At 74.2% G+C, this 26824-nt stretch carries 26 protein-coding genes; 12 read left to right on the top strand and 14 right to left on the bottom strand.

Annotation, left to right across the window (positions count from 1 at the left end; translation table 11 throughout):
- Positions 1-114: 114 nt before the first annotated feature.
- The 5 genes from IF43_RS0110010 to IF43_RS0109990 are packed head-to-tail and all read right to left on the bottom strand — an operon-like array spanning position 115 to position 5015.
- Complete coding sequence (locus IF43_RS0110010; RefSeq protein WP_267884746.1) at positions 115-828, bottom strand: HAD family phosphatase; 714 nt, start codon at positions 826-828, stop codon at positions 115-117.
- A complete protein-coding gene (locus IF43_RS0110005) occupies positions 825-2111 on the bottom strand; it encodes an ABC transporter ATP-binding protein (protein ID WP_078910035.1) in 1287 nt (428 codons plus the stop codon). The genes IF43_RS0110010 and IF43_RS0110005 overlap by 4 nt, the downstream gene beginning before the upstream one ends.
- On the bottom strand, positions 2111-3016 hold the full coding sequence (locus IF43_RS0110000) for an ABC transporter permease (RefSeq protein ID WP_030197006.1): 906 nt from the start codon (positions 3014-3016) through the stop codon (positions 2111-2113). Before IF43_RS0110000 ends, IF43_RS0110005 begins: the two co-directional genes overlap by 1 nt.
- Entirely contained in the window at positions 3004-3900 is an 897-nt protein-coding gene (locus IF43_RS0109995; protein ID WP_030197004.1) for an ABC transporter permease subunit, read from the bottom strand. Before IF43_RS0109995 ends, IF43_RS0110000 begins: the two co-directional genes overlap by 13 nt.
- A complete protein-coding gene (locus IF43_RS0109990; protein ID WP_199922709.1) occupies positions 3900-5015 on the bottom strand; it encodes an ABC transporter substrate-binding protein in 1116 nt (371 codons plus the stop codon). Before IF43_RS0109990 ends, IF43_RS0109995 begins: the two co-directional genes overlap by 1 nt.
- Positions 5016-5396: 381 nt before the next feature.
- Between IF43_RS0109990 and IF43_RS0109985 the strand changes: the two genes are divergently transcribed.
- Positions 5397-6170 (top strand): GntR family transcriptional regulator, encoded by a 774-nt coding sequence (locus IF43_RS0109985; protein WP_030196999.1) that lies wholly within the window; start codon positions 5397-5399, stop codon positions 6168-6170.
- Positions 6171-6326: 156 nt separating this feature from the next.
- Here IF43_RS0109985 and IF43_RS0109980 read toward each other — a convergent pair whose 3' ends face one another.
- A complete protein-coding gene (locus IF43_RS0109980) occupies positions 6327-7376 on the bottom strand; it encodes a M4 family metallopeptidase (protein WP_030196996.1) in 1050 nt (349 codons plus the stop codon).
- Positions 7377-7653: 277 nt separating this feature from the next.
- Here IF43_RS0109980 and IF43_RS0109975 point away from each other — a divergent pair, with 277 nt between their 5' ends.
- Positions 7654-7992 carry a VOC family protein gene (locus tag IF43_RS0109975; RefSeq protein WP_030196994.1) on the top strand — a complete coding sequence of 113 codons (339 nt, stop codon included), beginning with the start codon at positions 7654-7656 and terminating at the stop codon, positions 7990-7992.
- A 91-nt stretch (positions 7993-8083) separates the two neighbouring features.
- Positions 8084-8338 carry an EF-hand domain-containing protein gene (locus IF43_RS0109970; protein ID WP_030196992.1) on the top strand — a complete coding sequence of 85 codons (255 nt, stop codon included), beginning with the start codon at positions 8084-8086 and terminating at the stop codon, positions 8336-8338.
- A gap of 69 nt (positions 8339-8407) precedes the next feature.
- Here the strand turns inward: IF43_RS0109970 and IF43_RS0109965 are convergent, their stop codons facing one another.
- Both IF43_RS0109965 and IF43_RS0109960 read right to left on the bottom strand, forming a co-directional pair.
- A complete protein-coding gene (locus IF43_RS0109965; RefSeq protein WP_030196991.1) occupies positions 8408-8899 on the bottom strand; it encodes a hypothetical protein in 492 nt (163 codons plus the stop codon).
- A 44-nt stretch (positions 8900-8943) separates the two neighbouring features.
- On the bottom strand, positions 8944-9726 hold the full coding sequence (locus IF43_RS0109960; RefSeq protein WP_030196990.1) for a crotonase/enoyl-CoA hydratase family protein: 783 nt from the start codon (positions 9724-9726) through the stop codon (positions 8944-8946).
- A gap of 374 nt (positions 9727-10100) precedes the next feature.
- Between IF43_RS0109960 and IF43_RS0109955 the strand changes: the two genes are divergently transcribed.
- From IF43_RS0109955 to IF43_RS0109945, 3 genes are all read left to right on the top strand, one after another.
- On the top strand, positions 10101-12191 hold the full coding sequence (locus IF43_RS0109955) for an RICIN domain-containing protein (RefSeq protein WP_234332060.1): 2091 nt from the start codon (positions 10101-10103) through the stop codon (positions 12189-12191).
- Positions 12192-12385: 194 nt separating this feature from the next.
- A complete protein-coding gene (locus IF43_RS0109950) occupies positions 12386-13168 on the top strand; it encodes a hypothetical protein (protein WP_158939264.1) in 783 nt (260 codons plus the stop codon).
- Positions 13169-13531: 363 nt separating this feature from the next.
- A complete protein-coding gene (locus IF43_RS0109945) occupies positions 13532-15022 on the top strand; it encodes a cellulose binding domain-containing protein (RefSeq protein ID WP_030196984.1) in 1491 nt (496 codons plus the stop codon).
- Between the two features lie 217 nt (positions 15023-15239).
- On the opposite strand, the gene IF43_RS0109940 is transcribed toward IF43_RS0109945, so the two are convergent.
- From IF43_RS0109940 to IF43_RS0109930, 3 genes are all read right to left on the bottom strand, one after another.
- Entirely contained in the window at positions 15240-16544 is a 1305-nt protein-coding gene (locus IF43_RS0109940; RefSeq protein WP_234332059.1) for a serine hydrolase, read from the bottom strand.
- Between the two features lie 167 nt (positions 16545-16711).
- On the bottom strand, positions 16712-17602 hold the full coding sequence (locus IF43_RS0109935; RefSeq protein WP_030196975.1) for a serine protease: 891 nt from the start codon (positions 17600-17602) through the stop codon (positions 16712-16714).
- A gap of 213 nt (positions 17603-17815) precedes the next feature.
- Entirely contained in the window at positions 17816-18709 is an 894-nt protein-coding gene (locus tag IF43_RS0109930; protein WP_063753298.1) for a peptidoglycan recognition family protein, read from the bottom strand.
- 352 nt (positions 18710-19061) lie between these two features.
- Between IF43_RS0109930 and IF43_RS0109925 the strand changes: the two genes are divergently transcribed.
- From IF43_RS0109925 to IF43_RS0109905, 4 genes are all read left to right on the top strand, one after another.
- The gene (locus IF43_RS0109925) at positions 19062-20705 is read left to right on the top strand and encodes an MFS transporter (protein ID WP_078910033.1); all 1644 of its coding nucleotides are present in this window, start codon (positions 19062-19064) and stop codon (positions 20703-20705) included.
- A gap of 692 nt (positions 20706-21397) precedes the next feature.
- Positions 21398-21664 (top strand): hypothetical protein, encoded by a 267-nt coding sequence (locus IF43_RS0109915; protein WP_158939262.1) that lies wholly within the window; start codon positions 21398-21400, stop codon positions 21662-21664.
- A gap of 386 nt (positions 21665-22050) precedes the next feature.
- On the top strand, positions 22051-22290 hold the full coding sequence (locus tag IF43_RS0109910) for a DUF6296 family protein (protein WP_030196965.1): 240 nt from the start codon (positions 22051-22053) through the stop codon (positions 22288-22290).
- A gap of 98 nt (positions 22291-22388) precedes the next feature.
- Positions 22389-23078, top strand: coding sequence for a nucleoside triphosphate hydrolase (locus IF43_RS0109905; RefSeq protein ID WP_030196963.1), 690 nt, complete (start codon positions 22389-22391; stop codon positions 23076-23078).
- Between the two features lie 26 nt (positions 23079-23104).
- On the opposite strand, the gene IF43_RS0109900 is transcribed toward IF43_RS0109905, so the two are convergent.
- On the bottom strand, positions 23105-23488 hold the full coding sequence (locus IF43_RS0109900) for a VOC family protein (protein ID WP_030196960.1): 384 nt from the start codon (positions 23486-23488) through the stop codon (positions 23105-23107).
- 274 nt (positions 23489-23762) lie between these two features.
- Between IF43_RS0109900 and IF43_RS0109895 the strand changes: the two genes are divergently transcribed.
- Positions 23763-25007 (top strand): acetylhydrolase, encoded by a 1245-nt coding sequence (locus IF43_RS0109895; protein WP_051795018.1) that lies wholly within the window; start codon positions 23763-23765, stop codon positions 25005-25007.
- Positions 25008-25209: 202 nt separating this feature from the next.
- Positions 25210-25584, top strand: coding sequence for a VOC family protein (locus IF43_RS0109890; RefSeq protein ID WP_030196955.1), 375 nt, complete (start codon positions 25210-25212; stop codon positions 25582-25584).
- 24 nt (positions 25585-25608) lie between these two features.
- Here the strand turns inward: IF43_RS0109890 and IF43_RS0109885 are convergent, their stop codons facing one another.
- Positions 25609-26148: an NUDIX hydrolase gene (locus IF43_RS0109885; RefSeq protein WP_078910032.1), complete on the bottom strand. Its 540-nt coding sequence runs from the start codon at positions 26146-26148 to the stop codon at positions 25609-25611.
- A gap of 23 nt (positions 26149-26171) precedes the next feature.
- Positions 26172-26780, bottom strand: a complete 609-nt coding sequence (locus IF43_RS37920; RefSeq protein WP_158939260.1) for a hypothetical protein — start codon at positions 26778-26780, stop codon at positions 26172-26174.
- Positions 26781-26824: the final 44 nt, after the last annotated feature.

Below are 26824 nucleotides of genomic sequence, written 5' to 3'. Positions count from 1 at the left end.
GCCGGGGCCGTCACCGCCGACGGGTGCGGGGACGGCCCTCGTACGGGGGGACGAACGGCCGCCACCACCGGACGACGGCGGCGTCGGCGGGGCCGTGGTCGAGGCCCCCGGGTGTCAGGGGTGGTGCGGGCGCCGGGCGGAGCCGTCGTCCCCCCGGGCGTCCGGACCGGTGCGGGGGGCCGGCAGGCAGGCCCGCAGCGACGCCACGTCGACGTCCGTCAGACTCGACCGGAAGGTACGGGCCGGGCCGTCCGGCACCTCCAGCAGCGAGGGTACGACCAGCACTCCGCAGCCGGCCGCCTCCGCCGAGGCCGCCCCGTCGGGGGAGTCCTCCACGGCCACGCACGCCGCCACCGGCACGCCCAGCCGTCCGGCCGCCGCCCGGTACGGGTCGGGATGCGGCTTCGTACGCGGCGTGTCCTCGGCCGCCAGCGTGAAGGCGAAGGGCACGTGCGCCAGCGTGCCCCCCACGACGCTGTCGACCACCACCCGCGGCGAGGCGCTCACCAGCGCGAACGGGAGCCCGTCCCGCTCCAGCGCCGACAGCAGCCGCTGGGCGCCGGGGCGCATCGGTGCCCCTGCCTCCACACGGGCGAAGAACCCGGCGGTCAGGTCGGCCCCGACCCCGTCCACGTCCCCGCGCCCGGCGACCCGGACGAGGTGGGCGGCGGTGTCCTCGACGGCCCGGCCCACCACCTCGCCCGCGTCGGCCCGGGTGAGCCGGTGGCCGAGTCCGGCGGCGACCTCCTCGGTGGTCTGCCACCACAGGACCTCGGTGTCGACCAGGGTGCCGTCCATGTCGAACAGGACGGCGGCCAGCTCGCTCACGCGCCGTCCTCCGCTTCCTCCTGGGCGTCGGACACCCGGGCCGCCCCCGTCCGGGCGGTCGAGGCCGAGGCGGTGGCCGAGGCGGTGGCCGAGGCGGTGGCCGAGGCAGTGGTCGACGTCGAGGCGGTGGTCGAGGCCGAGGCGGCCGCGGCCGCGGTCGTGGCCGAGGCAGTGGCCGCGACCACGAGCACCGGCCGGTCCGCGAGCGTCACCCGCGCCCGCGTCCCCGGCGTGAGTCCGCCGGCCTCGCGCGAGGGCAGGTCGGCCTTCACCGGCGCGGCCACGCCGGGGAGTTCCAGGTGCACACGGGTGACCGGGCCGAAGAACGAGGTGGAGACGACCGTGGCCGTACCCTCCGGGTCGGCGGTCGCGGTGACGTTCTCCGGCCGGACCAGGACCTCCACGTCCCGGACGGCGGGCACCTCGCCGTCCACCGGCAGGCGCGAGCCCGCCACGTCCACCAGCGCCCCGCCGTCCCCGGCCAGCCGCCCCGGCAGCCCGTTCATGGCGCCGATGAACTCGGCCACGAAGGGCGTCGCGGGCCGCTCGTACAGTTCGGCGGGCGCCGCGCACTGCTCCAGCCGGCCGGCGTTGAGGACGGCCACCCGGTCCGCCATGGACAGGGCCTCCTCCTGGTCGTGGGTCACGAAGATGGTCGTGATGCCCAGGGACAGCTGCAGGCGGCGGATCTCCTCGCGCAGGTTCGCGCGGACCTTGGCGTCCAGCGCGGACAGCGGCTCGTCCAGCAGCAGCACCCGCGGCCGCAGCGCCAGCGCGCGGGCCAGCGCCACCCGCTGCTGCTGGCCGCCCGACATCTGGTGCGGGTAGCGGTCCCCGTGGGTGGGCAGGCCCACGAGCTCCAGCAGCTCCTGGGCGCGCTCGCGCCGCCGGGCGGCCGGCACCTTGCGCACGCGCAGCCCGAAGGCCACGTTCTCGCGGGCGTTGAGGTGCGGGAAGAGGCTGTACGACTGGAACACCATGCCCGCGTCGCGGCGGTTGGCCGGTACGCCCGTGATGTCCTCGCCGTCGACCAGTACCTCGCCCGAGTCGGGGTGCTCGAAGCCCGCCAGCACGCGCAGCGCGGTGGTCTTGCCGCAGCCCGAGGGCCCCAGCAGGGCGATCAGCTCGCCGGGCTCCACGGTCAGGTCGAGGCCGTCGAGGGCGGTGGTGGCGCCGAAGGACCGGCGCAGGCCGCGGAACTCGACGCGGGCACCGGGGGTCTCCGCGGCCCGGGCCTCCGGCTCGCGGGCCTGCGTACGGTCCGCGGAAAGGGTGCTGGACATCAGGACTGGGTCTCCTTGGGGGAGGCGGGGGAGGAGCCGGCTGCGGTGGTGCGCGGGGCCGATCCGGCCCGCGAGAGCAGGAGCAGCAGCGCCCACGTGATCAGGAGGCTGAGGATCGACACGGCCACCGACATCCGGGCCTGGGCGCCCGAGACGGACACGATCCACACGGCGAACGGCCGGAAGCCGAGCAGCGAGGCGATGGTGAACTCGCCGAGGACCAGCGCGAGGGTGAGGAAGGCCGCCCCGGTGAGCGAGGTGCGCAGGTTGGGCAGCAGCACGCGCCGTACGACGTACGGCCAGCTCGCCCCGCAGCCGCGGGCCGCCTCGACCAGGGTCGGCACGTCGACGGCGCGCAGCCCGGCGTCCAGCGAGCGGTGCACGAACGGCAGCGCGAGGACGGTGTAGGCGAGGACCAGGACGACGGGGAAGTCCTCGTTCTGGATCGCGATGAACGTCTGGTAGAGCGGGGTCCGCGACAGCTGCTCGGGGCCCCAGCGCAGCACCGTGGTGATACCGGTGACCAGTGCGATCGGCGGCACCACCAGGGGCAGCAGGCAGACCGCCTCGACCACCGGGCGCAGCCGGGGCGCCCCGATCCGTACGGCGATGAGCGCGGGCGCGGTCAGCAGCAGCGAGAGCGCGATGGTGGCGGCCGCCAGGCCCAGCGAGAGCAGCAGGCTCCGGGCGAAGCCGTCGGCGGAGAGCAGCTCGGTGTACGCCTCGAAGGACACGCCCTGCCCGGGCACGTGGACGGTGAAGACGAAGGAGGCGACGAGCGGCAGCAGGAAGTACGCGCCCGCGAGGGCCAGGACGAGTCCGCGCCACACGCGGGGCCGTCGCCGGGCCGCCCGGACTCGGGTGCGCGCGCCGGGACGCTCGGCGGTGGTCACTATCGCAGCCATCGGGCGCTCCGTCGCTGAAGGGGCAGGTAGACCGCCATGACCAGGCCGGCGATCAGGATCATGTCGAGGCCGAGCGCGAGGGCGACGTTCTCCTGGCCCGTGAGCACGTTGCCGGAGAGCGCGTCCGCGATCTTGAGCGTGACCAGCGGGACCGAGCCGCCGACCAGGGCCGCGGCGGTGGCGTGCGCGGCGAAGGCGGTGCCGAAGAGCAGCACGAACCCGCCGAGCAGGGACGGCGTGAGCACCGGCAGGCCGACGTGCCACCAGAACTGCGGGGCGCTGGCGCCGTTGTTGCTCGCGGCCTCCCGCCACTGCGGGCGCAGCCCGTCCAGTGCGGGGACGGTGACCAGCACCATCAGCGGGACCAGGAAGTACAGGTAGACCACGGTCAGGCCGGTGAAGGAGTACAGGCTCCAGCCCAGCGACTCGAGGTCGGCGAGCTGCGTGACCACGCCGGAGATGCCGGCGGTCGCGATGAACGCGAAGGCCAGCGGTACGCCGCCGAAGTTGGCCAGCACACCGGAGGCGGTGAGGGTCGCCTCGCGCAGCGTGCGCGAGCGCGAGGTGACCACGGCCTGGGCGATCAGGACCCCGAGGACCGCGGCGACGAGGGCGGTCAGCGCCGACAGCTTGACGCTGCCGACCAGGGAGTCGAGGTAGGGGCCCTGGAGCGAGCGGCGCAGGTGCTCGGTGGTGGCGTGGGTGGCGCCGGTCGCGGGGTCGGTGCCGGTGAAGGCGCCGTACGCGATCGCGCCGAGCGGGACGCCGAAGCAGACCGCGGTGAAGACGAGCAGGGGGAGGACGGCAGGCCAGGTGCGGCCGCCGCGCCGCCGGCGGCGGACGCCGCCGGCGGGCCCCGGGTGAGGGGTGGGAGCGGTGGTCATCAGGAGACGGCCTTGTCCCACTTCTCGGCGAGCGTGGCCTTGGCCTTGTCGAGCTCCTCGGAGGCCGGGAAGGACGGGCTGCCCTGGACGGCCGGGAGCTTGGCGACGAAGCCCTGGTCGGCGGTCTTGTCCGCGGTCATGACCGGGAGCAGGACCGGGCGGGCGTAGCCCTTGAGCCACAGGTTCTGGCCCTCGGCGCTGTAGAGGAACTCCATCCACAGGCGGGCTGCCGCGGGGTGCGGGGCCTCCTTGTTGACGGCCTGCGAGTAGAACTGGGCGTACACGCCGTCGGTCGGGACCGAGACCTTCCAGTCGACGCCCTTGGACCTGAACTGGTCGGCGTAGCCGGCGTTCAGGTAGTCCCAGTCGATGCTGATGGGCGTCTCGCCCTTCTCGACCGTGGCCGGGGTGGACTCGACCGGGATGAAGTTGCCGGACTTCTTCAGCTGGGCGAAGTAGTCGATGCCGGGCTGGATGTCGGCGAAGGAGCCCTTGTTGGCGAGGGCGGCCGCGTACACGCCGCCGAAGGCGGAGCCGGACTTGGTCGGGTTGCCGTTGAGGGCGACCTTGCCCTTGTACTCCGGCTTGAGCAGGTCGGCGAAGGTGGCGGGGCAGGTCTTGATGCGCTTGGCGTCGCAGCCGATGGAGACGTAGCCGCCGTAGTCGTTGTACCAGCGCGCCTGGGCGTCCTTCTGGGCGGCCGGGATCTTGTCCCACGCGGCGACCTTGTACGGGGCGAAGAGGTTCTCCGTCGCGCCGCTGCGGGCGAAGGCGATGCCCAGGTCGAGGACGTCGGGGGCGCGCTCCTGGCCCTTGCGGGACTTGACGGCCGCGATCTCGTCGGCGCTGGAGGCGTCCGGGTTCTCGCTCTTGACCTTGACCTTGTACGTGGCCTCGAAGGCCTTGATGAGCTCGCCGTAGTTCGCCCAGTCGGCGGGGAGGGCGATGACGTTGAGCTCGCCCTCCGCCTGCGCGGCCTTGGCCAGGGCGTCCAGGCCGCCGAAGTCCGCGGCGGAGGTGGCGGAGCCCGCCTGGACCTTGCCGTTCTTGCCGGCGGCGTCGTCGGGGGCGGCACCGCAGGCGGTGAGGGAGGTCAGGACGGCGGCGCCGAGCAGGCCGGCGGCCGCGACGCGGCGGGCGGTGGGACGGAACACGGTCTCTCCCGGAGACGAGGGCAGCGTTCTCGGGCTGCCCGGGATGAGGGTGCGCGGCCGTGCGGTGGGGGGGCGTGCGTGGCCCTCCTGGCACGTACTCGCGAACTTGTCTGAACAAGTCGACCCCAGTTCGCCCGGGCTCGCTGACCGGATGGTGAACGGCGCATGTCATGTGGAGCACGGCTCGAAGAAGAGGCAGGGATGGCCGAAAGGGGCCGTGACAGGCGGTGGTTGGGTGTGGAGTGCCGCTGCGCCGGCGGGTCCGGGGCGCGTAAGGTGAACCCGGATGTTGATCATTTGCGAGGTCCGTCAGGAGCACCCGCCCGAGGCACAGGAGAAACGGTGAGCCGGTACGAGGAGATAGCGGAGGCCCTGCGCCGGGCCATCCTGTCCGGCGCGTACCCGGTCGGTGCCCAGTTGCCGTCCGAGAGCGACCTGGCGTCCCGGTGGTCCGCCTCGCGCGGCACCGTCCGGCAGGCCGTGGCCCTGCTCGCCTCGGAAGGCCTCGTCGGATCCCGGCAGGGGGCGCGCCGCATCGTGCTCCGCCAGGAGCGCCGCCACAGCTTCGCCGAGCTCAACAGCTTCGCCCAGTGGGCGCAGGGCGTCGGACACCGGGTGACGAGCACGTTCGTGAGCCGCACGCGGCGCCCGGCGACGGCCGACGAGGCGGCCCGGCTCGCCCTGGACCCGGGCACCGAGGTCCTCTACGTGGTGCGGCTGCGCCACCTCGACGGAGAACCGGCCATGGTCGAGCGCACCGCGTACGCCGACTGGGTCGCGGCCGCCGTCGAGGCCCTGCCGGACGACTGCGTCTCGGTCATGGACAGCCTCGCCGAGCAGGCGGGCGTCGTCGCGCACTACGGGGAGCACCTGATCGACGCCCTCGCGGCCGGTGCCGAGGACGCCCGGCTGCTGCAGATCCGGCGCGGTGGCCCGCTGCTGCGCCAGCGGCACATCTCCAGCACCCGGACCGGCCGCCCCATCGAGTGGACCGACGACCGCTACCGGGCCGGCAGCGTCACCTTCAGCGTCACCAACTCGGCGGCCGTCACCCCGCTGGAGCGGCACGCGGGGGAGACCCTGCCACCGCGTCAGGGCGACGCCTCCAGGTCCTAGGAGACGCGGCTCGGGGGTACGTGGCTCCGGGCGTAGGTGGCTCCCGCCGTACGCGGCTCCCGCCGTACGCGGCTCCCCCGCCGCGCGGCCCGGCCGGCGACGGGGGAGAACGCTCCCTCCGCAGGGGGAGGAGCTGCGGAGGGAGCGACAGGGGGGTTACGCGACGCCGGGGATCTGCCGGGCGGCGAAGGCGGCGCGCACCGCGTCGGCCGCGGCGGCGCCGTACATGGAGCGGGCGGTCGCGATCGTCTTCAGGGCAGCGTCCCGGAAGCTCGTGTCGGGCGCGAAGCCGAACTGCGCGTTGACGATGATCCGGTCGGCGGTCCGCGCACCCAGCGCCTTGCGGATGTCGAACAGCGCCCGCGACCAGATCTCCCCGTCCGCGTGCACCTCGCCCTCCAGGTCCGCGTACGTCTTGTTCCCGTCCACCCGGCGCAGGCAGTGCGGCGCAGCGGAGTACGGGACCGAGTCCCAGTCCGCCACGCACGCCAGGTCCGCACGGCGCTGCCAGCCGTACGCCTGCACGGCGTGCTCGCCCACCGCGACGGCCAGGTAGTCGCCGAAGGCCTCGCCGATCGCCCCCGCCTCCGCGGAGGAGCCGAAGCCGGGCACCTGGGCCTCGTGCACGGCGTGGCCGTACTCGTGCACGATCACCTCGGCGTCCTCGGCGTCGTCCACGCCGCCCTTGCCGAAGCGGATCTCGTCCTTCTTGTCCGTGAAGAAGGAGTTGTCCGCACCCCACTGGTTGATGCGCACCGGCTGCTGGCGGTCGTTGGCCCCGGGAAGCTCGCTGCCGAAGCCCAGTCCCTGCAGGTACTCCTGTGCCTCGTTGACCCAGAAGTAGGCCATGACCTGCTCGAACTGGTCGTCGTGGCGGTTGTACGAGGCGGCCGCCGAGACCGCGGCGGGGGCGCCGGTCTCCGAGCGGACGGAAGCCCACCGGCCGGACAGCCGGCCGCTGGCGTCGAGGTTGCGCAGCGAGGCCAGGGCGTACGCCGACTCCGGAACGGCCGTGGCCGAGTCGCGGCCGTCGGCGAGGTTCTCGTCCCCGGTCGACTGGACCGGGTTGACCATGAAGATCCTGGCCTGCGGCAGCGCGGCGCCGGCCGGGGCGGGCGCGGCGACGACGGTTCCGGCCGGTACGAGCAGTGCGACGCCGGCGGTGGCCGCGGCGAGCAGGCCGCGGGTGGTGGTGCGGCGGGCCATACATCCTCCAGGGTGGGGGCGGTTGCGTGAGCGGCGGTGATCCTCGCTCACGCGGGAGGTCCTTGGCCAGACCTGTGCCGTCCCGATCTGGGAACGGGACCCGGCCGGCGCGGCCGGGACGGCCGGTCGGCTCATCCCCAGGTGCACGAGCACAGGACGGCAGGGACCCGTCGGGAGCCCGGACGGTGACCTGTACTCGTCCCGGCCATGCCGCCCGCTGCCGGCCAAGGAGCCCCGGGCGGCGGCCCCTTGGGTGCGGCGGCTACGCTCTGCTCCCGTGCGCCTCTCCCAGATCGTGATCGACTCCGCCGATCCCCGCGCCCTGTCCCGCTTCTGGTCCGCGCTCCTCGGCGGCGAGCCGCACGACCGGGCCCGGGGCTGGTCGCACGTGGACGCTCCCGGGTTCCCGCGGCTGGCCTTCCAGCCGGTACCGGAGCCCCGGGCGGGCAAGAACCGGCTGCACCTCGACGTCGCGGTCGCGGACGTACCGGCCGGCGTGGCGCGGGCCCTGGAGCTGGGGGCCACCGCGGCCGGACCGCTGACCTCCGACGACCAGGGCGCGTACCGGACGCTGCGGGACCCGGAAGGAAACGAGTTCTGCCTGGTCTGCCCCTGACGACCCCGCTGCGGGGGGCCCGGAGGCCCCTCATAAGCTGGGTCCCGGGCCACGGCGGCCCCCTGGACGCTGCTCGGGAAGGGACCATCCCATGAGCCAGAAGGCTCGCAAGCTGTTCGAAGCGCTCGACCTCAACCACGACGGGGTCCTCACCCGTCTGGAGGTGATCTCCGCGCTGCGCGACAAGGGGCCGACCCTGGCCGCCAGCGGGGACCTGCCGTTCTGGGGGCTGGGTGACGCGGACGCCTCCTCGGCCCTGTTCGACGCGGCCGACAAGGACGGGGACGAGGTCCTCACCTTCGAGGAGTTCGCCCGCGAGGTCGACCGCCGCTTCGGCTGGGCGTAGGCCACCCCCTCCGCGAGGGACGGCCCGCCGGGGCCCCGCCGGCTGGTGGGGCCCCGCCGCCGCGGGGGCTCAGACCACCATCAGCGGGACCAGCAGCGCGTAGGCCACGCCGGCCTCGACCGCGTACCCGTACATCGACGGGTGCTGGATCGGCGCCGTCAGCAGCACGACGCTCTGCGCGGCCCGGGCGGCGGCCACCCACGCCTCGTCCGGCCGCAGCGAGCCCTGGTACCACGTCGCACACGCCCCGGGGCCGCCGGCCACGAACATGTCGTCCTCCAGGCGGTACGCCGCACCCCACGTCTCGGCCGGTACCGCCCAGGCGTCGAAGTCGGCGAAGTGGTGCCAGCCGCCCTCGCGGATCGCCTCGTGGTACGGCCACAGGGCCAGCCCCTCGGGCGTGAGCGCCACCTCCTGGTCGTCGGTGGTGAAGTGCACCACCGGCAGCGGATCGGGCCCGTCCCCGGTGGCGGCCCAGGCGAACAGCGGCGTCGGCTCGGGCGGGGCGGCCGCCGGGCCGGGCGTCGGGACGGGTTCCGCGTGGGGGTGGTGAACGCTCATCCCGCAATTGTGGTCCATCGGGGATAAGGGCCGGATACGCCCCCCTACTCGGTGAACGAGCCGTGCCGGCCGGCCCCGGCCGCGAACCGGGCGGCCCCGCTGCTGGTCTCACCGGCCGTCAGCGGGACCAGGCCGTGCCGGTACTCGCCCGCCAGCGCCTCGGCCTCGGGCAGCCCGTGCTGGTCCCGTACCGAGAGCCGGTCGTGGCGCAGGCACAGCTGCGGGAAGCCGGCGATCTCGTGCGCCAGCCGCTCCGCCGCCCGGCGCGACCCGCCCGGCGGTACGAGCCGGTTGGCGAGACCGATCGCGTACGCCTCGGCCGCCGGTACGGGGCGCCCGGTGAGGATCAGGTCCATGGCCCGGCTCTCGCCGATCAGCCGCGGCAGCCGCACGGTCCCGCCGTCGACCAGCGGTACGCCCCACCGCCGGCAGAACACCCCGAAGACCGCGTCCTCCTCGACCACGCGGAGGTCGCACCACAGGGCCAGCTCCAGGCCGCCGGCGACCGCGTGCCCGGCCACCGCGGCGATGACGGGCTTGCCCACCCGCATCCGGGTCGGTCCCATGGGCCCGTCGCCGTCGGGGGCCACCCGGTTGCCGCGCTCGGAGCCCACGGCCTTGAGGTCCGCGCCGGCGCAGAAGGTGCCGCCCGCGCCCCACAGGACGGCCACCGCGGCCTCGTCGTCGGCCTCGAACGCGCGGAACGCGTCGGCCAGTTGGGCGGCCGTCGGGCCGTCGACGGCGTTGCGCACCTCGGGGCGGTCGAGGACCACCGTGAACACCGGTCCGTCGCGCTCGATCCGCACCGCCGGTTCCCTCGCTGCCACCCGATGACTCCCTTCCGTACCCGTGGACCTCCATTGTGCGGACACGGGTGGGGCCGCGCCATCACCACTCGTGACGACGGGAATTCGCGAGGTGATCACAAAGATGAATACTTTACTGAATTTCCGTCAGCAGGGTATTTCCTACGCTTCCGTAGTATCTCGATCAGGTAACGACATCCTTAAATTGGTGTGGACCACACCTGGTTGACGCGCGTAACTCGCCTTGTTTTTAAGAGAATTGACTGTTCATCAAATTGAACCACTTGGTAACAGGTTGGATTCTCCGGGCCGGCTCCCGTTTGTCCGAATTCGCCACCGTCAACGTCTGGCAGCCTTCTGCGAACCCAGTCTCCTGACCCAGGATTGAGGTGCAGATGTCCAGACATCGGCAGCTGAAACAACGTCAGAATCGACACAGGAAGCCCCGGCTCATATTCGCCGGAGCCGGTACGGCCCTCGCGGCCGCGATCGCCGCGGGCTTCCTTTACACCGGTGGCCTCGAGGGGGCGCAGGCCACGCCGATCGCCGAGGGGGGCCCCGCGGCCGTCCCCGGGGCGCTCACCCCGGCGTCCGCGCCGGCGCGCGACAAGGAGCCCGCGCCGCTGCTCGCCGTACCGGCGGACCAGAAGGCCCGTGGCATGGTCTACGAGGGATTGGCCACCGCGCCCAAGGGCGACCGCTGCGTGGGCGTGTACCGCACCCGCGGCGGCCTGTGCACCCACGGCCCGGACGCGCCGCCCAAGGGCGTCGACATCAAGAAGGACACCCCGCCGGTCATCAAGTCCCGTGCGACGGCGTCCGACCCGGCCGCGGGTCCCTCCTCCGCCGCACCGGCGGGCGGCCGCTCTCAGGACGCGCCCGCCGCCGACGCCAAGGCGGCAGTGAAGGCCCCCGCGGACGCGCCGCGCCCGCCCAAGGGCGCCGGCGGCTACGGCGGTGCGGGCGGCTACGGCGGCACCGCCGCCAGTGGCGGCACGGCCGCGGCCGGCCCCGCCGGCCAGACCGTCCAGTGCGACGGCGACGGCAGCAGCGGCAACCGCGTCCAGGTCGTCTACGTCCACGGTCCCGGCAACGACCGCTACGCCAGCTACGTGGCCTCGTTCCGCAAGTGGGCCGTCGACGCGGACCTCATCTACAGCAACAGCGCCAAGGAGACCGGCGGCGTCCGGCACATCCGCTACGTCACGGCCTCGGACTGCACCCCGACGGTGCTCGACATCGAGCTCCCGGACTCCGCGCTCAGCGAGTTCAGCGCCACCAACAACGCGCTGGCAGGCAAGGGCCTGAACCGCCGCGACCGCAAGTACATGATCTTCGCGGACGCCCAGGTCTACTGCGGCATCGGCACCTTCAACGGTGACGAGCGGCCCGGCCAGAACAACCTGAGCAACTTCGGCCCCTCCTACGGCCGCAGCGACACCGGCTGCTGGGGCGGCCACACCGCCGCCCACGAGCTCGGCCACAACCTGGGCGCGGTCAACAACAGCGCGCCCAACACCAGCCGGGGCGCCCACTGCACGGACGAGAACGACGTCATGTGCTACTCGGACACCCCGTACTACCCGCAGATGCGCAACATCTGCACCAACCCGGCCAGCGAGAACATCCTCGACTGCAACCACGACGACTACTTCAACACCAGCCCGCGGTCGGGCAGCTACCTCTCGACCCACTGGAACGTCGCGGACAACCAGTTCCTGATGAAGGGCAAGGGCGGCGACGGTACGGACCCCGATCCGCACCCGACCCCCACCCCGACCCCCCGCCCCGGCACCGGCCCCGACGCGACCGTCGGCCAGATCACCGCCGACTCGGCGGTGGCCAGCTGGCCCGCCGTCTCCGGCGCCGCCTGGTACCAGGTGCTGCTGGACGGCCGCCACCTGACGTGGACCCAGTCGACCGCCGTGCGCATCTACAACCTGCGCCCCGGTACGACGTACAAGGTCGCCGTCTCCGTCCGCGACTCCGCGGGCCGCGACAGCGGACCCGGCCGCGCCGCCTCGTTCCGCACCTCCGGCGCCGGCGACAACACCACCACCCACCCCGGTGCCCGCTACCTGCTGGGCAACGGCAGCACCGGCCTCGCGGCCGAGGTCTGGGGCGGCCGCACCGCCGACGGAACCGTGCTGGTGGGCGCGCAGAGCACCGGGTACGCGCAGCAGCAGTGGTCCTTCGACAACGTTGGCAACGGCCTCGTCCGGATCCGCTCCGCCGCCTCCGGCAAGTGCCTCCAGCCCGGCGGCGCGCCCTCCCGCGGCATGTGGGTCGCGCAGCGCACCTGCGGCTCGGACGCCTCCCAGCAGTGGCGGGTGCGCGCCGCCAACGGCACCGTCACGGTGGCCGACCGCAGCGGTGCGTACGCCCTGTCGGTGAGCGGCCGCCCGTACTACGGCGCCTGGCTGCTCGACCTCCAGCCCGTCGACGGCCGCCCGGCCCAGGCCTGGACCCTCCGCAAGGCCGCCTGACCGCAGGCACCGCCTCCCCACCCCTCCGGCCGGATCCGCCGCGATCCGGCCGGAGCGGCGGTGGGCGGCCGTCGGGGGGCGGCCGCCCATCGCGCAACCCCTCATTCGCCCCCGGGCCGCGCGCCCCGGCCCCTCGGGCCGGGCCCGCGGTCCGGCCACCCCGGAGTTCCATCCCGGAGAGGACAGCGACACCCATGCGCATACGAAGAACCGTTTCTGCCCCGTCCGCCGCCACCGCGGGCCCCGGCCCCGTCCGCGGCGGGAGCGTCCTCCCGACGCCCGGACCGTCCCTGACCGTGGTCGTGGCACTGTTCCTCGCCCTGATCCTGGGGGCCGGTCCCGCGCACGCCCACGGCGACACCCTGAAGATCACGCTCACCGGCCAGCGCCAGGGCCACGTGACCACCACCGTCACGTGGGAGAACGACGGCGACGCCCTCGACGAGGAGGTGGCCGCCACCGTGTTCGCCACCAGCCCCGACGGCTCGCGCACCGCCGGCCCCTGGAAGCTGGTCCGCGACCCGGGCACGCCCGCCGGCTGGACCACCGCCGAGACGCTGCCGCCCGGCACGTGGCAGGTCACGGTCGAGGCGGGGTTCCCGGCCCTCGGCCGCGCGGCCGGCCGGGTGGACGTCCCGGTCGTCGACACGACCGCGGCGGCGCGCCCTTCCGCGGGCCCGACCGCTGCCGCTTCCGCAGGGGCTTCCGCGGGTACGTCGACCGGCGCCGCCGGCGGCCCGGGCGTGCCGCCCGCGACGGGACCCGCGGCCTCACCCGCCGCGTCCACACCGCAGGTGCCCGCCACCGCGGCCCGCACCTCGCGGACCGGTACCGGCTCGGACGCCGACACCGAGCCCGACTCCGGCCGGGGCGCCGCCTGGTGGACCACCGCGGGGGTGGTCGTGGCCGCCCTGATCGGTGCCGCCGCGGGCGCCGCCTGGCGCAGGCGCCGTGGCGACCGGGCCGCCCGCGGCTGATTCCCCGGCGCCGCTCGCGCGCGGGCCCCGAACCCGGGGCCGCCCCGGGCACCCCACCACGTGCCAACCCGTCCCGCCCCTGCGGCCACGAGCCGTTCGGAGGCGGGACTGGCGTTTTCCGGGGCGGGCGAGGGACCGGGCGGGCGCCGCCCCGCGCGGCGAACGCACCCCGTACGACGGGACACGCACGCCGTGCGACCGTCAACGCACCCCGTGCGACGGGCGGTTAATCACCTCCGATGCCCGCCTTAAGCCAGCCTCAAGATCCTGGCCGGTGCGCCCCTACGACCGCTTTGCCGGATTTCCCGCCGCTAGCGTGCTGCTCCTGTCCCCACCACCGCACCGCAGCAGAGGCAGGCACTCATGGCTCCGAACTCACACCGCCGCACGGCGAGCGGCAAGGCCAAGGCGGCCGGCGCCCTCGCGGTCGTGGCCGCCGTCGGCGGTACCGCGATCGTCCTCACGGGCACCGCGAACGCCGCCTCGGTCGGCGCGACCTTCACCCGGTCCAGCAGCTGGACCACCGGCTACACCGGCCAGTACGCCGTCACCAACAACGGCACCGAACCGCTGAAGGACTGGACCCTGGAGTTCGATCTGCCCGCCGGCACCTCCCTGGCCTCCCTGTGGAACGGGGAGCAGACCGTCAGCGGCCGCCACGTCACCGTCCGGCCGCCCCGCTGGGACACGGCGGGCCTGGCCCCCGGCGCCACCGCCACGGTCGGATTCGTCACCTCGGCCACGAGCGGCCCCGGCAACCCCACGGGCTGCCTCATCAACAAGGAGCGCTGCTCGGCCGATTCGGGCACCACCCCGCAGCCCACCGGCCGCCCGACCACCCGGCCCACCGCCCAGCCCACCCCGACGGCGACCACGCGCCCCACCGGCAGGCCGACGGCCACCGCCAAGCCCACCGCCACCCCCCGGCCCACCTCCACCCCGACCGTGCCGCCCGGCGGCGGCACGAGCGCGGCCTTCGCGCCGTACGTGGACACCTCCCTCTACCCGGCCTTCGACCTGGTCGGCACCGCGGCGGCGACCGGCGTCAAGGAGTTCAACCTCGCCTTCGTCACTTCCGGCGGCGGCTGCAACCCGCTGTGGGGCGGCGTCAGCGCGCTCGGCGACGACCGCGTGGCCTCCCAGATACCGGCCCTGCGCGCCAAGGGCGGCGACGTGCGCGTCTCGTTCGGCGGCGCGGCCGGCTCCGAACTCGCCCTGGCCTGCTCCTCCGCCTCGGACGTCGCGGCCGCGTACGGCAAGGTCATCGACACCTATCGGCTCACCAAGGCCGACTTCGACATCGAGGGCGCCGCGCTGCCGGACACCGCGGCCAACACCCGGCGCGCCCAGGCCATCGCCCAGCTCCAGCGCAAGCACCCCGGCCTCAAGGTCTCCTTCACCCTGCCGGTCATGCCCGAGGGGCTGACCCAGCCCGGCATCGACCTGCTGGCGAACGCCAAGCGCAACGGCGTGGACATCGACGCCGTCAACATCATGGCGATGGACTACGGCCCGGCGTACAGCGGGGACATGGGCGGCTACGCGATCCAGGCCGCCACCGCCACCCAGGCCCAGATCAAGGGCGTGCTGGGGCTGTCGGACGCGGCGGCGTGGAAGACGGTGGCGGTGACCCCGATGATCGGCGTGAACGACGTCGCGAGCGAGGTCTTCACGGTCGAGGACGCCACCCAGCTGGCGAAGTTCGCCCGTTCCAAGGGCCTGGGCTGGCTCGCGATGTGGTCCGGTGCCCGCGACAAGCAGTGCCCCGGCGGCGCCAAGAACGCGGCCGACCCCACCTGTTCGTCGATCCTCCAGGCCCCGCTGGCCTTCACGAAGGCCTTCGCCGCCCGCTGACCCGCACCCCGGGGAGGACGACGCGACCCCCGCCGCCCGCTGACCCGCACCCCCGGGGAGGACGACGCGACCCCCCACGCGCGTCCCGCCCCGGTCCCCGGCGCCATCCGGCGCCCCCCCCGCGCCCGTACCGCCCGTCCCCCTCCCGGCGGTCCGGGCGCGGGGCGTTCCACCGCCCCCGGCCGGGAGCCGAGGGCGGTGGGGGCGGTGGGTCGGGTTACCGGGGGCCCGGCGACTTCGGCGTGGTCGGGCTGGCCGAGGCGCTGGCGGCGTTGCCCGCGGGGAGGAAGTAGACGTGGTTCGGGGTCACGACCTGGGTGATCGCCTGGCCGAAGAGCGTGCTCGGCTCGTGGACGCCGTCCACCAGGATGTCGGTGTTGAGGAGCACCACCATCGTGGCGTCCGCCTCCGGCAGGTACATCGCGAGGGCCTCGTAGCCGGGCAGCGAGCCGTTGTGCCCGATCCAGCCCTGGACGTTGAAGATGCCCAGTCCGTAGCCCGCGCCGGGGATGGTCGTGGGCGGGGTGGTCAGCCGCTGCTTCTGCGTCTCCTTGCTGATCAGGCGGTTGCCGTTGGGCAGGACGCCCGTGGCCATCACCTTGGCCCAGGTGTGCAGGTCGTCGAGGGTGGAGATCATCGCGCCGGCCGCCCAGCCCCAGGAGGGGTTCCAGTCGGTCGTGTCCTCGACCTGGCCGCTCAGGGTCTGGTTCGTGTAGCCCTGCGGGTGCGGCGACGGGAAGGCGGCGTCGGTCGGGAAGCTGGTGCGGTTCATGCCGGCCGGGTCGGTGACGTCGTCCTTGATGACGTCCTGCAGCGGCCGGCCGGTGAGCTTCTCGACCACCAGGCCCAGCAGGATGAGGTTGGTGTTGCTGTAGAAGAACTCCTTGTTCGGCGGGGACATGACCGGGTGCTTCCAGGCGTAGTCCAGGAGCTCCTGCGGGGTGAACGGGCGGTCCGGGTCCGTGAAGAAGGCCTGCTGGAAGCCCGGGTCGAACGAGTAGCTGTAGAGACCGCTGCGCATGCCGGCGAGGTCCCGGATCGTGATCTTGTCCAGGTCGGCCAGGGTGGTCTTGGAGCCGGCCGGCAGGTCCGTGTAGTACTTCGAGATCGGGTCGTCGAGCGAGATCTTGCCCTGGTCGACCAGCTCCAGCAGCGCGGTGACGGTGAAGGTCTTCGTCAGGCTGCCGATGCGCGAGTAGAAGTCGGTGGACATCGGCTCGGGGGTCGCCGCCGGTGCCGCTCCCGGTGTCCGGCCCGAGGGCGGCGGGACGTTGGAGAAGCCGAAGGTCTTGACGTAGCTGCCCTTGCCGGGGGCCCAGAGGCCCACGATCGCACCGGGCACCTTGGTCGTGCGCATCGTCTCGCGCAGGACCCGGTCGAGCTTGCGCGCGACCTCCGGTGTGAGCTGGGGGAATCCGGTGTCGTCGGCGTTCTGGGAAGCCGATGTCGACGGGGACGGGGTGTCCGCCGCGTACGCCGCCTGCGCCGACAGGGGCGCGATCAGCAGGCCGGTTGTCGCCAAGGCCGCCAACGTGCGGCGCGATCGCCTGTTCCAGCAGCTCACGGCGGTCCTCCTCCCGCAGGGGTCAGAAATCCACCCACCAGCGTAGGCATGCCGGAGCCGGGGTCGCGCGCCGAGTGCTGGGGGCCGGGGACCCCGCGGTCCCCGGCCGCCACGTACTCAGGGCACTACGGGCGCGGGAGCGTGCAGCCCGGCCGGGTCAGGTCGATCTGGCTGCCGGCGCCGATGCAGGGCACGATGATGTACGTCTGCTGGGCGTAGTTGATGCCCTGACGGACCGTCACCACGCCGTCGGCGTCCACCTCGCACGGGTTGTTGACCGTGCACCGCTGGCCGTCCTCGTTGCCCGTGTTGTTGACGGCCACCACCTTGCCGGTGGCGGTGTCGATCACGGGGGAGCCGGATGTGCCGCCGATGGTGTTGCAGGCGGAGGTGTAGCGCAGCGAGTCCTTCCAGGTCCAGTCGCCCTCCTTCAGGCGGTAGACGAACCCGTCGACGTTGCAGCTGTAGATGCGCTTCCAGTAGCCCGAGACCACCTTGATGGCGGTGCCCTGCACGGGGTGCGCGTCGTTCAGGGTGAGGGCGCCGATCCCGTACTGGCTCTGGATCTGGGCGTACGTCTTGGTCAGCTGGTAGATCGAGATGTCCGTGTCGGTCATGGTGCCGTACGAGATCTTGTTGGCGCGCAGCGTCGCGACCCGGGTGCCGGCCGAGTTGAGCAGGCCGAACGAGCGGCTGGACGAGCGGTTCATGACGACCTGTCCGGGCCCGGGCATGCCGGTCTCCAGGCAGTGGCCGTTGGAGAGCACGAGGGCGGGGTCGGAGGCCAGCGAGTTCGGGGTGCGGACCAGCGAGCCGGAGCAGTTGCTGAGCGAGACGGTGCCCGCGAAGTCGACCGCGCGCACGGTCGCGGCCCCGGTGGCCGCGGCGGCGCCGGCGGTGGTGGCCGTCCGCCCGGCCTGCGGGGCCTGGTCCCGGGGTGCGGAGGCCAGGGCCGGGGCGCCGGCCGCTCCCACGAGGAGCAGGGAGAGCAGCGCGCTGGCGAGAGGCTTGTTCATGTGGGGGTTCCCCTCTGATGGCGGTGCAACCGAAGATCCTTCGATTGTCATGCGCATTGTTGGGGTGTACGCGTCAAGTCACAAGGGGGCCGGGGGGTTGACGCGAGCGGTCCGCGCGGTGTGCCAACAGCCGCGCCGGCAGCGGCTGTTGGCGGCCGTGCCGGCCCGGTGTCGGGCGGCGCGGGTCAGGCGGGATCCGGAGGGGACAGCCCCCTACTGGGGGACGGGGTGCGGTGCCAGGCCGCTCAGCGGCCGGATGAACTGCCGTGTCAGTTCCCGCTCGACGGCCTCCGTCGGCGGGTACTCGGGCAGCCCGACCCAGGGGGTCAGCTCGGGCCAGGCCAGTTGGACCAGCGGCTCGCCCAGGGGCTGGCCGAGCGCGTCGGCGACGTCCTGCCGGAGCTTCGGCAGCATCGCGTACAGCTTGTCGCCGGGGCAGTCCGTGCTGTTGAAGTCCCGGTGGCCGTAGATCTCGGACGGGGCGATGCCGTACTGCGAGCAGATGTAGGCGCACAGCTCGGTCAGGGTCCGGTACTGCGCGGCCGGGGGTGAGACCGTCATGTACGTGCCCTCGTTCTCGATGCCGATGGCGGTGCTGTTCTGCCCCACGCAGTGGGCCGCCCGTACCTGCCGCTCCCCGGCCTCCAGCTCGCCCAGGCTGAGGTGCCGGCCCTCCGTGACGAACGCTCCCCGGCTGATGGTGAAGTGCTGGCCGGTGTCGATCCAGCCCTGGGTGTCCATGTGGTAGTTCTGGATCGCCCGCGAGAGGGCGAACGCGCGCTCCTTGGAGTAGTCGGTCACGTTCGACGTCGAGGTGTGGTGCACGACGATCCGCTGCGGGGGAGCGGACAGGACCGTGACCGGTTCGGCCGACTCGCGCGCCCCCCAGGCCTCGCAGTCGTGGATCTCCGGCGGGGCGCCGGGCGCCCGTCCGCCCGACCGTGGCGCCGCGGCGCGCCCGGCCTTCCGTACGCCGCTCCGTACGCCCGCGTCGCGGGGCGGCGCGGCCGCCAGGGCCGCCGGTGCGGCGGTGACCGCCACCCCGAACCCCAGCGCACCGGTGAGCAGCCTGCGCCTGCTGACCTGCGGTTGACCGTACGACCCCATGGGTGAGCCTCCTCGGACGTCCGGGGCATGAGGCGCTCATTGGACGGTCGGGCCGGCCGGCCGGCGTGACGCCACTCCGTTGGACGGCCCAGAGCAACCGCTTCGTACCAGCGCGCTTCCCGCCATCGGCGGTCCCGGGGCCGCCCGGGCGGGGTGGGTCCGCGGGGTCGCTCCCCAGGGAAGGTCAAGGAACCTTCAAGCGCTGAATCATTTACTTGACTAAGTGAACTAACCTCGCCTACCTTCGTGAAGTACTTAAAGCGATGAAACATATCCGTCGTGAAGCAAGTAGCCGGAAGACCGCGGGCCCGCCCCGCGCCCCGGCATCGCAATCGAGAAGGTCATGCCTCCCATGAGTCACCCCGCCCCCTCGGCCGCCGCCGCAACGGCAGCCACCGACCGCGGCGCCACGGCCGCGCAGACCGGCACCGCCGGGCGCCGCAACGAGACGGTCATCGTCTTCGCGCTGAGCCTCGCCGCCATGGTCGTCTCGATGATGCAGACCCTGCCGGTGCCGATCCTCGGTCTGATCCGCGCCGACCTGGACACGACGACGGCCAACGTCAGCTGGGTGACCACCGCCACCCTCCTGTCGGCCGCCGTGTTCACCCCGCTCCTCGGCCGCTTCGGCGACCAGCACGGCAAGAAGCCCACCCTCGTCGGCGTCCTCGGCGTGATGGTCCTCGGCTCGGTCCTCGCCGCCGTCGCGAACTCCCTCCCGCTCCTGCTCGTGGGCCGTGTGCTCCAGGGCGCCGCCACCGCGATCTTCCCGCTCGCCCTCTCGGTGCTGCGCGAAGAGGTCCGCCCGCAGAAGCTCCCCGGCGCTATGGCGCTGGTCAGCGGCACCCTCGCGTTCGGCAGCGGCCTGGCCCTGGTCGCCACCGGCCTGCTCACCTCCGGCTCCGACGCCGACTACCGCAACGCCTTCTGGATGGCCACCGGCTTCGCCGTGCTCGCGCTGCTCGCCGTGCTGTTCCTCGTTCCGGCCACCCGCACCAAGACCGGCGGCCGCACCGACGTCCTCGGCGCCCTGACCCTCGGCCTCACCCTGCTGCTGCTCCTGCTCGGCATCTCCCAGGGCCACGAGTGGGGCTGGTCCTCCGGCCGCACCCTCGGCAGCTTCGCCGGCGCCGTCGTCATGGCCGCCCTGTGGGTGTTCACCGAGCTCAAGGTCCGCGAGCCGCTCGTCGACATGCGCATGTTCGTCCACCGCCCGGTGCTCATGGCCAACCTGGCCGGCATCCTCGTCGGCTTCGGCATGTTCGCGAACTTCCTCGGCATCTCCTACCTCGTGCAGATGCCCGAGGCCCTCACCGGCTACGGCTTCGACGCCTCGATCCTGCGCGCCTCGGTCGAGTTCCTGCTCCCCGGTGCGATCGTCTCGCTGCTCGCCTCGCCCATCGGCGGCCAGCTGGTCCGCCACCGCGGCCCGCGCGCCGCGCTCGGCCTGGCCGCCGCCCTCGGCGCCGCCGGCTTCGCCTGGCTCGCCCTGGACCACGGCCACACCTTCTCGGTGATCGGTGCCGGCGTGATCACCGGTGCGGCCGTGAGCTTCGGATACGCCGCCATGCCCGCAGTGATCATGTCGAGCGTCCCGCCCCACCAGAGCGGCATCGCCAACGGCATCAACTCCATCTCCCGCTCCACCGGCAGCGCGATCGGCAGCGCCGTGGTCACCACCATCCTGGCCTCCAAGACGATCGAGCACCTGCCCGCGGGCGTGCCCCCGCTGCCCCAGGAGTCCGGCTTCACCCTGACCTTCGTCGTCGCCGCCGTGGCCTTCGGCCTCGTCGCCGTCATCGGCGGGGTGGGCCTGCGCGCCCGCCACGCGGCCACCGCGACCGTCACCGGCGCCCCGGCCGCCACGAGCGGATCGGCCCCCGCCGGCGCCGTGGCCGCCGAGCCGGGCCCCGTCGGCACCGTGGCCGCCGAGCCGGCCGCCGACGCGGAGCCGGCCGACGAGCCGGAGACCGCCGGCGCCGCCAAGACCGCCTGACCCCGGCCGCCGGGCGCTTCCGCCCGACCGACCACGACACCGCCCGCCCCGCACCCCGGGGCGGGCGGTGTCGTCGTACGGACCGGGGGGATGGGCGGCCGCGTGGTACGGGCGGCCGGCGGCGAGGGACACGGCGACGCGCCCGGCTTCCGCCCCGGCGTCCCGCAGTCCCGCCACTGCCACGTCCTCTGGTCCCGGGGCATCCACCTGCTCGAGTCGCTGCTGCCCGGCATCCGCACGGAGCTCAGGGCGGCCGGGGCCCGGGAACTCCAGACCCCGCGCGACTTCCTGTGGCTGAGCCCCGCCGACTGGTTCGCACCGGTCCCTGGCGCGACCGTGCTCAGCGGTAGTCGCGAGCTGCTCGACTGGACCGTGCGCCGCGCCGTCCTGCGGGACGGCCGGGTCCGGCTGCTGTCCGGCGCCGAGGCTACCGGCCTGCTCGCCACCGCGGACGGCCGCGCCGCCGGCACGCCCCGCCGACGGACGACGGCGCGTTCCTGGACTACGCCCGGAGCCTGCGCAGCGCCGCCCTGTACGAGGCGCTGCGCGAGGCGAAACCCCTGTCCTCGGCCACCGCCTTCCGCGCCACCGCCAACGAGTGGCGCCACTTCGAGCGGCTCGACCGGCAGCCCGACGGCTTCGTCGTCCTCGGCGACGCCACCTGCCGCCTCAACCCCGTCTACGGCCACGGCATGACCGTGGCCGCCACCGCCGCCGAGGGCCTCGGCGCCGCCCTGCGCGGGCTGCCCCTACGGGACGTGCCGGCTGCCGCCGGGCGGATCCAGCGTGCGATCGCGGCCACGGCGGAGGTGCCGTGGCAGATCGCCACGAGCGAGGACCTGCGCTATCCGGAGAGGGGTCCTGTCGCTGACCGCCCCGCCGCAGACCCTATTCAGCCCGGCCACGGTGGTGCGGGTGCTGGCGAACTGGCGGCTGCCGACGGCTCCGGCGACCCCTGACTACCCGCCCCACCACCGGCCGCCCGCCCCGCGCCCACCGGCACCGGTCGACTGAACGGTGCGTACCGGTCGACCGAGCGGCCGGTCCGGGTCGACCATGCCACCCGTACCGGTCGACCGAGCGGCCCATACGGGTCGACCGTGCCACCCGTACGGGCCGACCGGGCCACCCGCGCCCGTGGACCAGGGCCGCCCGCCGGGCCCGCCCCGGGCCTCGCGTTCACCCGGATGGCGGACGGGTGCCGTCCGCGCACACCCGCCGCCAGGAGCCCAGGTCACCAGGCCGGGGCCCGCCGCACCGGGACGGGCGGCCCGGCACCGGGGGGCCGCCGCGTGTGGCGGCCGCGGCACCGGCGGCGCACGATCGCCTGGACGGGAGGCAGCGGATGACGGTGCAGCGGTACGAACTGATCTTTCCTGACGGGGACGACGCGGGCGAGGACATCGTGGTGGTCACCAGGACCGAGCTCACGGGTCCGGGCGGCCACCCGGTCTACCAGGACCCCACCGGCATCGTGCGTGCCGAGATCGCGGTCATCGGCGACCGCCCGGAGGTGCGCATGCTGGCGTCCGGCGGGCACCAGAGCCCGGCGGCGGGCGTCCAGGCCCGCCCCCTCCCCGACTGACCCGGCGCGGGCCGCCGGTACCCGATGACCTGAGCGGCGTGGCCGCCGATACCCGATGACCTGATCGGTGCGCGCCTCCGGTACCCGATGATGGGGGCATGGACTTCCCAGACCTGGTTGCCAGGGCCCGTGCACTGACGACCGCGGGTGGCCGGCGCGTCCTCGGCATCGCGGGCCCGCCGGGCGCCGGCAAGTCCACGCTGGCCGCCCGCCTCGCCGGGGCACTGGCACCCGGGCTGGCCGTGGTCGTGCCCATGGACGGCTTCCACCTCGCGCAGGCGGAGCTGGTCCGGCTCGGCCGCGCCGACCGCAAGGGCGCGCCCGACACGTTCGACGCCGCCGGGTACGCAGCCCTGCTGCGCCGTCTCCGCGAGCCCGCCGCACCGGTGTACCGGCAGGACTCCGACGCACCGGTGCACCCGCAGGACTCCGACGCACCGGTGCGCCCGCCGGACCACGGGGCACCGGTGTACGCGCCCGCCTTCGACCGTGCGCTGGAGGAGCCCGTCGCCGGGAGCATCGCCGTCGGCCCGGACGTACCGCTGGTGATCACCGAGGGGAACTACCTGCTGTACGGGGCGGGGGAGTGGCGGCACGTCCGCCCCCTGCTCGACGAGACCTGGTACCTGGCCCCCGACGACTCCGTCCGGGTCGAGCGACTGGTGGCCCGCCACGTCCGACACGGCCGCAGCCCGGACGAGGCCGCGGCGTGGGTCTCCCGCTCCGACGAGGCCAACGCCCGCCTGATCGCCGCCACCCGCCGCCACGCGGACCTCGTGGTGCGCTGACCGGCGGTCCGCTACCGGGCGGTCCGCTACCGCGCGTCCTCCGGGTACCAGCGCAGCTCGACCGTGTTTCCGTCCGGGTCCCGCACGTAGATCGACTGCGCGCTGCCCCGGGCACCGTAGCGCGGCACCGGGCCCTCCAGCACGGTGAAGGCCCCCGAGTCGATGACCTCCTGCCAGTCCAGCGGATCCACCGTGAGGCAGATGTGGTCCACGTTGGACTCACCGCGCGGCCGGCTGAACAGGTCGATGATCGTGGCCTCGTTGACCCGCACCGACGGGAACGGCACCTTCCCCGCGCGCCACTCCTCGACCCGGACCCCCTCCAGGCCGAGCGGCCCGGTGTAGAACTCCAGCGACTTCTCCACGTCCTGCACGTTCAGCACCAGGTGGTCGAACGCCTTGACCCGCATGCTCCCCAGCCCCCGTCGTGTCGTCTTCCTCGCACGTCGCGAAGGTTCGCGGTGCGAAACGATCTGATCAGGTGTCGGCAGAGTCGGTCAAGGGTGCGGATCTCGGGGGGCATGGCGCGGCCCCGGCCGTGGGACGACCGCGGCGGGCGGTGTAGTGCGGCCGTGAACACCGGGCCTCAGACCGGAAGATGATCCGGTGTCAGCACAGCGGACGAGACGACCTCCCCCTCGGCGCCGATGCCCCGGCCGTCGTCCTCCGCCTAGCGTCCCCTTCATGCAGAAGATCCGACGTACCGCCCTCGTCACCACGACCGCCCTGGCGCTGCTGCTCCCCGCCGCCGGTGCCGTCCCGGCCCTCGCCGCCGACGCCCCGGTCGCCGGGGCCCCCGTCGCCGGAGCCCCGGTCACCGGGGCCCCGGTCACCGGTGCCGCCTTCGCCGGTGCCGCCGTCCCTACCGCGGTCCCGGACGGCGCCCCAGGCACCGCCGCCGCCCGACTGCCCCGCCCCACCGGCCCGTTCGCCGTGGGCCGCGACGTCGTCGAACTGACCGACCGGCACCGGACCGACCCCTGGGTGCCGGCCGCGGGTCCGCGCCGGCTGATGGTGTCGATGTACTACCCGGCCCGGCCCGGCACGGGCAGGCCGGCCGCGTACATGACCGAGGCCGAGGCCCGGTTGATGATCGAGGGCAAGGCGCCCGGCTCGACCACCCCGCCCAGCCGGATCAGCGGCATCCGGACCTGGTCGCGCACCGCGGCCCGCCCCCTGCACGGACGCTTCCCGCTGGTGGTGCTCTCACCCGGGTTCACCCTGCCCCGGGCCACCCTGACCGGCCTCGCCGAGGACCTGACCAGCCGCGGCTACGTCGTCGCGCTCGTCGACCACACCTACGAGAACACCGGCACCACCTTCCCCGACGGTACGACGCTGCCCTGCGCCATCTGCGAGCAGGGCCCCGGCCGCACCCCGGACGTCGTCGCCCGCAGCCGCGCCAAGGACGTCCGCTTCGTCCTCGACCGACTGACGGGTCGCCGTGCGGACTGGAAGCGTGCCGACCTGATCGACCGGACCCGCATCGGCATGGCGGGCCACTCCCTCGGCGGGACCGCGGCCGCCGCGAGCATGGCCACCGACCGGCGGATCCGGGCCGGCGTGAACATGGACGGCGGCTTCTTCGTCCCGGTCCCGCGGGACGGTCTGGACGGCCGCCCGTTCCTGCTTTTCGGCCAGCCGGACTCGGCCGAGGACGCGTCATGGAAGCAGGCCTGGTCGCGCCTGGACGGCTGGAAGCGCTGGCTGACGGTGACCGGTGCCAACCACCTCACGTTCACCGACGGCCCGCTCCTGGCCGACCTGGCCGGCATCCCGTTCCCGGACGACATCGACCCGCAGCGCTCGGAGCGGCTCACCCGCACCTACGTGGCCGCCTTCTTCGACCGCCACCTGAAGGGGCTCGCCCGGCCGGTGCTGGACCGCCCCTCGACGTCCTTCCCCGAGGTCCACGTCCGCCGGCCCTGAGGCCCGCCCCCGCGCCCCGGGGTGCGGCTGCCGCGGCCCCCGGGCCGTCCCGTCACACCGTCGCCGCGCCGGGCATGCGTGTCCGGCGCGGCGACGGCACGATGGACCACGGCAGCGTACGACCCCGCGGCGCGCGGGGCGTACGACCACCACCGGGCGCGCCGCGACCAATGCGGACCCCAGGAACCGGAGGCGATCGGCCATGCTGGGAGACAGTCCTGCCTTCAGCGGCTACTCGGTCGGCAGCATCGAGAGCGTCAAGGGCTTCTACAGCGACACCCTGGGCCTGCGGGTGGCCGAGGAGAACGGGATGCTGTTCCTCGAGCTCGCCGGGGGCAACCGGGTGCTCCTCTACCCGAAGGACAACCACGAGCCCGCGACGTTCACCGTGCTGAACTTCCCGGTCCCCGACGTCGACCGGGCCGTGGCCGACCTCGGTGCGAAGGGGGTCACCTTCGAGCGGTACGAGGGATTCGCCCAGGACGACCACGGCATCGTCCGCGAGGAGGGCGGCCCGGCGATCGCCTGGTTCAAGGACCCGGCCGGCAACGTCCTCTCGGTGCTCCAGGAGGCCTGACCCGCGCCGGGCCCCGCCCCGCCGTCAGGAACCGCCGGACCGACCGGACGCGGTGCGCAGGGTGGCCGCGACCAGGTCGTGGATGAAGTACTCGCCCGGGGCGCAGTTCTCCTTCAGGCGCGGCAGCTCGGCCGGGCCGAACCAGTCGTATCCGCTGTGCTTGGCCCACTCCAGCGCGGGCCGGTCGAGGTCGCCCGCCACCTCGACCAGGTAGTCGGCCTCGTGCCGCAGCCCGGCGCCGTCGTCCCCGGTCCACGTCGAGACGCCGAGCAGCCGCCGTACCCGGCGCAGCCGCCACCCGGTCTCCTCGCCGATCTCGCGGGCGAGGGCGTCCAACAGGGCTTCGCCCGGCTCGACGTGCCCGCCGACGATGTCCCAGCAGTCAGGGAACAGCCGCCGGTCGGGGGCCCGGCGCTGTGCGAAGGCCCGGCCCGCCGGATCGAGGATCACGGCCCCGACCGCCCACACCTCTCCCGCGCGCGGCACCGGGACCTGCACGCCGGGGTCGACGGCCACCTCGTACTCGTCCGGGGACGCACCCGCGTGCGCGTGATCGCTCGACATGCTCCGAGCCTACGTCGGCGCCCTCAACGGCCGTACGCCGCACGGCACAAGCGCGCGACGGACGGGTCCGCCACCCCGTCGGCGGCCCGGCACAGCCCCCGCATGTCCACGGACCGGGGCGCGGGCGTCCGCGCGGCCGGCGGCTTGCGCTTCCGGTGCCGCGGCGCGGGGCGGGAGGCGGGCGGGCGGACCGCGTGGCGCGGCCGGACCCGGGTGGCGCCTCCCGGCCGGCCGGGTGCGCGGTGCTGCGGGCGGGACCGCCCGGGGGCCGTGCCGCCGGCTTCCTCCGTGCCGGTGCCGGTGCCGGTGCCGGTGCCGGTGCGGGTGCCGGTGCCCGAGGTCGAGATCGAGGCTGAGGTCGAGGTCGAGGTCGAGGTCGAGGTCGAGGTCGAGGTCGCGCCCGTTCCGGTTCCCGGCTGCCCCGGCCCCGTCGCGCGGTCGGGAACCGGTCCCCACTCCTCCCGTGGGCGGTCCGGTCGCGCGGCGCTCCCGTACCCCGCGAGCGGCCGCTGCCCGGCCGGGGCGGGAGCGGGGGCGGGGCCGGGGCCGGCGGCGGGGGAGAGGCTCACGCAGCCGGGCAGGACGAACAGGGCGACGAACAGGGCCATCAGGCCCGCGGTACGACGTGGCACCCGCCCACTGTGCCGCAACCGGAGCGGCGCGGGGCCCGTTCCGG

This window comes from Streptomyces sp. NRRL S-87, from assembly GCF_000719335.1.
GTDB lineage: Bacteria > Actinomycetota > Actinomycetes > Streptomycetales > Streptomycetaceae > Streptomyces.
The sequence above is the reverse complement of the archived record's forward strand: the minus strand, read 5'-3'. Positions and strand labels throughout refer to the sequence as shown.

Coding starts and splice junctions, on each gene's coding strand:
- IF43_RS0109965 (WP_030196991.1), bottom strand. CDS start 8,899: ATGAGCGTTCACCACCCCCACGCGGAACCCGTCCCGACGCCCGGCCCG.
- IF43_RS0110000 (WP_030197006.1), bottom strand. CDS start 3,016: ATGGCTGCGATAGTGACCACCGCCGAGCGTCCCGGCGCGCGCACCCGA.
- IF43_RS0109980 (WP_030196996.1), bottom strand. CDS start 7,376: ATGGCCCGCCGCACCACCACCCGCGGCCTGCTCGCCGCGGCCACCGCC.
- IF43_RS0109995 (WP_030197004.1), bottom strand. CDS start 3,900: ATGACCACCGCTCCCACCCCTCACCCGGGGCCCGCCGGCGGCGTCCGC.
- IF43_RS0109950 (WP_158939264.1), top strand. CDS start 12,386: ATGCGCATACGAAGAACCGTTTCTGCCCCGTCCGCCGCCACCGCGGGC.
- IF43_RS0110005 (WP_078910035.1), bottom strand. CDS start 2,111: ATGTCCAGCACCCTTTCCGCGGACCGTACGCAGGCCCGCGAGCCGGAG.
- IF43_RS0109930 (WP_063753298.1), bottom strand. CDS start 18,709: ATGGGGTCGTACGGTCAACCGCAGGTCAGCAGGCGCAGGCTGCTCACC.
- IF43_RS0109895 (WP_051795018.1), top strand. CDS start 23,763: ATGCAGAAGATCCGACGTACCGCCCTCGTCACCACGACCGCCCTGGCG.
- IF43_RS0109955 (WP_234332060.1), top strand. CDS start 10,101: ATGTCCAGACATCGGCAGCTGAAACAACGTCAGAATCGACACAGGAAG.
- IF43_RS0109945 (WP_030196984.1), top strand. CDS start 13,532: ATGGCTCCGAACTCACACCGCCGCACGGCGAGCGGCAAGGCCAAGGCG.
- IF43_RS0109905 (WP_030196963.1), top strand. CDS start 22,389: ATGGACTTCCCAGACCTGGTTGCCAGGGCCCGTGCACTGACGACCGCG.
- IF43_RS0109970 (WP_030196992.1), top strand. CDS start 8,084: ATGAGCCAGAAGGCTCGCAAGCTGTTCGAAGCGCTCGACCTCAACCAC.
- IF43_RS0109885 (WP_078910032.1), bottom strand. CDS start 26,148: ATGTCGAGCGATCACGCGCACGCGGGTGCGTCCCCGGACGAGTACGAG.
- IF43_RS0109935 (WP_030196975.1), bottom strand. CDS start 17,602: ATGAACAAGCCTCTCGCCAGCGCGCTGCTCTCCCTGCTCCTCGTGGGA.
- IF43_RS0109910 (WP_030196965.1), top strand. CDS start 22,051: ATGACGGTGCAGCGGTACGAACTGATCTTTCCTGACGGGGACGACGCG.
- IF43_RS0109915 (WP_158939262.1), top strand. CDS start 21,398: ATGACCGTGGCCGCCACCGCCGCCGAGGGCCTCGGCGCCGCCCTGCGC.
- IF43_RS0109890 (WP_030196955.1), top strand. CDS start 25,210: ATGCTGGGAGACAGTCCTGCCTTCAGCGGCTACTCGGTCGGCAGCATC.
- IF43_RS0109900 (WP_030196960.1), bottom strand. CDS start 23,488: ATGCGGGTCAAGGCGTTCGACCACCTGGTGCTGAACGTGCAGGACGTG.
- IF43_RS0109925 (WP_078910033.1), top strand. CDS start 19,062: ATGAGTCACCCCGCCCCCTCGGCCGCCGCCGCAACGGCAGCCACCGAC.